Below are 6,033 nucleotides of genomic sequence, written 5' to 3' on the forward strand. Positions count from 1 at the left end.
GGCACCATCAAAGCTTGGTGTTCACAGATCCCACACCTGATTCGGATCATCAAGGGCCTCACGAATCTTGCCAAGGTCGCCGAGGTCTGCCAGCGGCGAGGTTTTGGCGATATCGACGATGCCGCGCACAATCAGGCTGACCGTCTCGCCATCGTTGGATTCCAGTGCGTTGTCGAGGCGGGTGAACAGTTCCTCAAAATTCGATCGCCGCTCGGCGAAGACCTGAGCGAAGTAGTTCTTGAGAACCGACTCAGCGGCCTTGATCCGAGCTACCTCGGTTGTCTCATACGTCTGAAGCCTGGCGCGCTCTGCGCTCTCGACCTGGTGTACGGCGATGCACTCGCGGGCGGCATCCACCATACGGTTCAGGGCGTCGAAGCCCTGCAAGGGCGTGACAACGTTGGCGCCTCGACCAACAACTTGGCGGTGTGCACCCGTGCTGCCTCAGCCATTAGCGTTCTCCTCTGTCATCGCGCGGTACTTCACGCTGAGCATCCCACTCTCTTGGGTCAAATCGCCGGCTTCATCTACGACCGGCGCGGCGGCCACGTCCCTCACCGCCATTGTCAGCGTCATAGCGCGCTGGAATCGTGGCGCGTGGATCTTGGCGTCGAACGGTTCAGACTCGAGTAGATCCAGTGCGGTTACCGCACGCTCGCGCAGATCACTTAGGAGCGAACGCAATTCGTCGGCCCGTGTGTCGACAGCCGAGAGCTTGGTGTCGAATTCATCGAGTTCCGCGATACTGACCTTGACCTTGGCGCAGACCTCCTTAGCTTTGGTCATGGCCTTGTCGCCTTGAGTATGTGTCACAAAGCCGGCGACCAATAGGCCGGGTCCGATCGTCACGAAGTTGAGGGCTGCGGCGCCCAACGCCATCCCCCCACCGCCCGAGGCCAAGCTGCCACCGCCGAGAAATGCCAAGGCTGCATTCGATGCCGCGACGCCGGACAGACCTGAGATCGCAGCGCCAGTGCTGGCCACACCGAAGGCGCTGGCTGCTGCTGTGACCCCTGCGCCGGCGCCAATTCCCGCACCCGCGGAGCCGAGTGCGCCCGCGATCCATGAAGCGGCGTCAACGTCCAGGGTGGTAAGTCCGGTGACTCGATGCATCGTCGCGTCGATCCCGTCGACCAGCAACCGTTCGTTCTCTCGCACCTGCCGCTCGTTGCGGCGCAAGAACTCGGCCATGCGCAGCACCACGTCGGTCAATGCTTGGTGTTGGTCATTTCCCAAACGTTCGATCGAAGCATTCGTCGCGGCGACCCGGGCTTTGCTTTGCTCGCGTCGCGCCTCGTAGCGCTTGATCACTGCGCTTCGCACTGATTGCGCCTTCCTGATCGAGAGGGCGCCTTTGCCGCCGAGCGCCAGTCCGCTTCCTCCAGTGGCGGCGCCGACAGCGATCAGCACTGCAGGTACCAAGGGAAGAACCATCTCGATCCCCTCTGTCTTTTGAGTCTTGGTCGGCACCCTATCGCGACGATCGGGCCAATATTTGGCAATGCCAGAGACCGGAATGCATGCCGACTTCTCAAGCGGACCCGGCACGACCGACGAGGGCGCGGCTGTCATTTCAAGAGCCGCTGTTCATCCGCTGCGATGCCTGCGGCCTTGGGCACGTAGTGGTCGGCCTGGATGCGTTTGTCTCCGGACCATCGGTACGCGGTGAGGGTCCCGTCCTTGACGGCGCTGAAGTCGACGCACGCGGTGAAGTCGGTCCAATCGTCCTGGTGCCTGGGGGACCCCTGCCGCCAGTAGTGGCCGTAGAACACCGGGACCTCCGCGATGCAGACGTACGACCGCGCATCGGCGGGCAGCTCCAGCTCGGGTAGCGGCGGGTACGGCTCACCGGACTCCGTGGGGAAGTTGCCGCCCATTTCGGCGATGTCGTGCAGGGTGCGGGCCTCGCCGTTCCACCACCGCATTCGGGCATTGCCGCGCGCGATGCCGTCCTTGTCGAGGTACTTGGGCTGGTCGTGGTCGACCAGGCTGATCTCGGGGCCCTTGAGCAGCGTCTCAATCGCGCGGTAGAGCGGATCGTCCTCGTCGGTGGCCGCCACGAGATGCTCCACCTCGGTGAACGGTGCGGCCGAACCGCAGCGTTGCTCGACGAGCGCTATCGAGTCGTCGTGCCAGCAGGCGTGCACCACACGCAGCTCGCCCAGATCCAGCCACAACGGAATCGTTGTGAACCACTCCAGGTATCGGCGCCGATCCGCACCGGTGACCTGCTCGAGGAACGCCTGATGCTGGCGGGTGTTCTTCGCCGACCACGGACTGTCCGGGTCGTCGTGGGCGCGGAGAAACTTTCCGCTGCCCCGTGGCCATTCGGTGTGATAGGCGATGGCGTTGAACTCGTGATTGCCCATGACGATCTTCGCGCTGCCCGCATCGACCATGGCCTTCACGATCTCCAGCACGCGAAGCTGTTCCTTCCCACGGTCGATCAGGTCGCCCACGAAGACGGCCTGGCGGGTGGGATGGCGGTATCCGGCTGTGCCAGGGACCTTCTGGTAGCCGAGTTCGGTGAGGAGCGCTTCGAGTTTGGTGGCGCAGCCGTGGACGTCGCCAATGATGTCGAAGCCCTCCACGGTGGAATCGGTCATCGAGTGACTCCATTCTGGGCTAGCGTCGTCATCCGAATCTCCCGACGCACCCCGACCATAACCGCGACCCCCGACAACTAAAAACACTTCAGCTGACGGTCTCGACAAATTTGTCGGGCAAACGTTGTTAAATCGTTGCATGCAGCAACACGATGGGGCGGTGATCGACGCCGTCACGCCCGCTGAGCAGTCGGTGCACGACGTCATCCTGGAGTTGCTCGGCAACGACGATGCGTTGCCCGGCGAGGTCAAGGACGCCGTGCTGGAGGCGCTGGCCGAGGTGGACGGAACCGCCACCGAGGCAGCGGAAGCCGGGCCGACGGCGACGTTCCTCAGCTCCATCACGGTGTCGGGGTTCCGCGGCGTCGGCCCCTCCGCGCGGCTGGACCTCTACCCGGCGCCGGGCCTGATGGTGGTGAGCGGGCGCAACGGCTCCGGAAAGTCCAGCTTCGCCGAAGCGCTGGAACTCACCCTGACCGGCACCAGCTACCGCTGGCACAAGAAGGAGAACCTGTGGGCCGAGACCTGGCAGAACCTCCATCACCCCGACCCGTGCGAGATCCGGGTGGGGTTCACCCGGGAGGCGGCCGGCCCGTGCACCGTCGGCATGCGCTGGGAGCCCGGCGCGAAACTGGAGGACCGCAAGACCTGGACGCAGGTCGGCACGGGCAAGCGCATCGACGGGGTCGATGACCTCGGGTGGTCGCGTGCCCTGGAGCTCCACCGCCCGGTGCTGTCCTACGAAGAACTCGGCCGGCTGTTCGACGGCGGGCCGGCAGCGCTCTACGACGCGCTGGCCCAACTCCTCGGCCTGGAGGTCCTCGCCGACACCGAGAAGATCCTGGCCGCACGACTGAAAGCCATCCGGACGGCCAGTGACACCGCCGACGCCGAACGCAAACTCGTCCTGGCGGCACTCACCGGCCACACCGACGAGCGTGCCGGCCGGGCGGCACAACTCCTCCGCAAGCGCCCGGTGCCGCTGGACGCCGTCCTCGCACTGGCCACCGGGGCGGGGGAGGCCCAGTCGGACGTCGTGCCGGCGCTGCGTGTCTTGGCCGGGTTGGAGACACCGACCATCGACGCGGTGGGGGAGGCTTGTCGGCAGTTCAGAACGGCCATCAACGACGCCGCGGCCTCGGCGACCGCCGCGGTCGACCTCACCGGCCAGCGCGTCGAATTGTTGCGGGCCGCGTTGCGGTTCCACGACCGGGGCGGTGACGCCGACTGCCCGGTGTGCGAACGGGGCCGCCTGGACGCCGAGTGGGCGACCGCCGCGCAGGACAGCATCGCCCGCAGCGAACAGATGCTGGCCGAATACCGTTCCACGGCCCAACAACTCAAGACGTCGAGGTCCGTGCTGACGGCCATGCTCAACGATCTCGCCGCGGCGGCCGGCGTGCCGGGGGTCGAGCTGGGTGGCTTGGCGGCCTACAACGATGCGGTGACCGGCGCCCGGCGGGCTCCGGTCGGTGACGAGGCGCTGGCAGCCCATGCCGAAGCGGCGTTGACCGAGGTGATCGCGGCCGCCGACTCGGTGCGCACCCAGGCCGCCGACGAGCTCGCGCGCCGGGAAAGCGCGTGGGCGCCGCTGGCCGCCCAGCTGGGCGGCTGGGTCCGTCTCGAAGAGCAGGCCCGCGACGTCGACGGCGAGCTCAAGGTGATCACCGCGGCCCGGAAATGGGTCGCCGAACATGCCGCGGCATTCCGCAACATGCGCCTCAAACCCATTGCCGCCCAGGCCCGCGACATCTGGCACCGGCTCCGCCAGGAAAGCAACGTCGACCTCGCCGACATCACCCTGGAAGGCACCGCCACCAGGCGTCGGGCCGTCCTCGGAGGGTCCGTGGACGGCAAGCCCACCAAGGCGCTGTCGGTGATGAGCCAGGGCGAGTTGCACGCCCTGGCGCTGGCGTTGTTCCTGCCACGCGCGACGTCGGCAAAGAGCCCGTTCCGGTTCGTGGTCCTCGACGATCCGATCCAGGCGATGGACCCGTCCAAGATCGATGGTTTCGTCCAGGTGCTGCGCGAGATCGCCCGGACCCACCAGGTGATCGTCTTCTCCCACGACGACCGGCTGGCCTCGGTGATCCGGGAGACCGGCATCGACGCCAGGCTCGTCGAAGTGGTCCGCGAGACCGGATCGCGGGTCACCGTGCGCGACAACGTCAATCCCGCGCTGCGGCACGTCGGCGACATCTTCGCGTTGATCAAGGACGACGGGATGCCCGACGACATCAAACTGCGTGCCGCGCCGGCGCTGTTCCGGATGGCGTTGGAAGCCGCCGCCAAACAAGCCTTCTACGCCAAGGCCTCACTGGCCGGGCGGCCGCTGACCGATTCCGAGACGGTGTGGCAGTCGGCGAAGAAGACGTCGAGCCGGCTCGCCCTGGCCGTCCACGGCGATCCGTCGACCGATCTGACTCCCTGGCTCAAACCGGAACGTAAACGGGCGCTGCGGATCTGCAACGCAGGTGCGCACGGCGACGCCACGTCGGTGTCCATTCAGGACGCCCGCGATCTGGAACGGACCGTGCGGGAAGTGCTGGCCCTGCGATGAGCGCGGTGTCACTGCTCGGCCAGGCGCAGCGGGTCCTGAACGCACCAGGAGCCGTCGAGGGGCTCTCGTCGCGGCTCGCGGCGTTTCTGGCCCGGCAGGCGCTGGAGGAGATCATCGACCAGCGGTGCGCCGCGCTCAATGTCCATGCTGCTTGGGCGAATGCGCGCAGCAAGCTCGTCGTGCTGAAATCCCTGGACACCGCCGATGCGGCCGACCGTGCCGCCCTGGCGTGGAACCGGCTCAGCGTCGCCTGCCATGTGCATGCCTTCGAGATGCAGCCGTCGACCGCCGAGATCGAGCACCTGTGTGGAGTGGTCGCGTCGTTGGTTCCGGCGGGCCGGTGACGCCCTGAGCCTCCACGACGACGAATTCATCCTCGATTCCGGTGAGCAGGTCATCAACGGAGATGACGACGGCAGGGCGGCAGACTCTCAATGCTGGGATCGGCTGCTGTCAATCGCCGCGGCCTGCTGGCGAAGTCGGTCGGCGATCTGTCCTAGCCATTCCTTGTAGGTCAGTGGTTCAGGGCCGTAGTAAACGCCCACGGTGTTCACCAAGTACTGTTCGAGGTTCTGTTCAGAGCGGGCCTCACGCAGACTGTCAATCTCTTGGGCCAACATCCGCAAGGACTCTGCGGTCGGGTGATCGCCGGCATAGCTGTCGACGATTCCTTCCCAGTCGTCGGCTTCCAGATCCCAATCCTGGTGAAAATATGCGCCGAAGAATTGGTACAAGTTCATCGAGATCGAACCGTCATTCATGGCGTCGGGAATCCTGTCAACACGTACCACCTGAATCGCCCCGGCATGTCCGGAGACCTACTGGTTTGAGAACTCGGCGATCTGCTGAGTTCTGTGGTGACGGTAG

At 65.7% G+C, this 6,033-nt stretch carries 6 protein-coding genes; 2 read left to right on the forward strand and 4 right to left on the reverse strand.

Going from position 1 to position 6,033, the window contains the following annotated elements; translation table 11 throughout:
* Positions 1-21 precede the first annotated feature (21 nt).
* The 3 genes from ACWDTP_RS36740 to ACWDTP_RS36750 are packed head-to-tail and all read right to left on the reverse strand — an operon-like array spanning position 22 to position 2,606.
* Positions 22-387, reverse strand: coding sequence for a hypothetical protein (locus tag ACWDTP_RS36740; protein WP_450028137.1), 366 nt, complete (start codon positions 385-387; stop codon positions 22-24).
* A gap of 57 nt (positions 388-444) precedes the next feature.
* A complete protein-coding gene (locus ACWDTP_RS36745) occupies positions 445-1,572 on the reverse strand; it encodes a hypothetical protein (protein ID WP_450028138.1) in 1,128 nt (375 codons plus the stop codon).
* On the reverse strand, positions 1,569-2,606 hold the full coding sequence (locus ACWDTP_RS36750; protein ID WP_450028139.1) for a metallophosphoesterase: 1,038 nt from the start codon (positions 2,604-2,606) through the stop codon (positions 1,569-1,571). Before ACWDTP_RS36750 ends, ACWDTP_RS36745 begins: the two co-directional genes overlap by 4 nt.
* A gap of 139 nt (positions 2,607-2,745) precedes the next feature.
* Between ACWDTP_RS36750 and ACWDTP_RS36755 the strand changes: the two genes are divergently transcribed.
* Together ACWDTP_RS36755 and ACWDTP_RS36760 are read left to right on the forward strand one after the other, a co-directional pair.
* Positions 2,746-5,166 (forward strand): AAA family ATPase, encoded by a 2,421-nt coding sequence (locus tag ACWDTP_RS36755; RefSeq protein WP_450028140.1) that lies wholly within the window; start codon positions 2,746-2,748, stop codon positions 5,164-5,166.
* Positions 5,163-5,510 (forward strand): hypothetical protein, encoded by a 348-nt coding sequence (locus tag ACWDTP_RS36760; RefSeq protein ID WP_450028141.1) that lies wholly within the window; start codon positions 5,163-5,165, stop codon positions 5,508-5,510. Before ACWDTP_RS36755 ends, ACWDTP_RS36760 begins: the two co-directional genes overlap by 4 nt.
* Before the next feature lie 87 nt (positions 5,511-5,597).
* Here the strand turns inward: ACWDTP_RS36760 and ACWDTP_RS36765 are convergent, their stop codons facing one another.
* Positions 5,598-5,927: a contact-dependent growth inhibition system immunity protein gene (locus ACWDTP_RS36765; RefSeq protein WP_450028142.1), complete on the reverse strand. Its 330-nt coding sequence runs from the start codon at positions 5,925-5,927 to the stop codon at positions 5,598-5,600.
* Between the last annotated feature and the right edge of the window lie 106 nt (positions 5,928-6,033).

Source organism: Mycobacterium sp. NPDC003449 (assembly GCF_053588415.1).

Bases quoted from the DNA above. Each gene is read 5' to 3' on its own strand.
- ACWDTP_RS36760 (WP_450028141.1), top strand. From the start codon at position 5,163: ATGAGCGCGGTGTCACTGCTCGGCCAGGCGCAGCGGGTCCTGAACGCA.
- ACWDTP_RS36750 (WP_450028139.1), bottom strand. From the start codon at position 2,606: ATGACCGATTCCACCGTGGAGGGCTTCGACATCATTGGCGACGTCCAC.
- ACWDTP_RS36745 (WP_450028138.1), bottom strand. From the start codon at position 1,572: ATGACAGCCGCGCCCTCGTCGGTCGTGCCGGGTCCGCTTGAGAAGTCG.
- ACWDTP_RS36755 (WP_450028140.1), top strand. From the start codon at position 2,746: ATGCAGCAACACGATGGGGCGGTGATCGACGCCGTCACGCCCGCTGAG.
- ACWDTP_RS36765 (WP_450028142.1), bottom strand. From the start codon at position 5,927: ATGAATGACGGTTCGATCTCGATGAACTTGTACCAATTCTTCGGCGCA.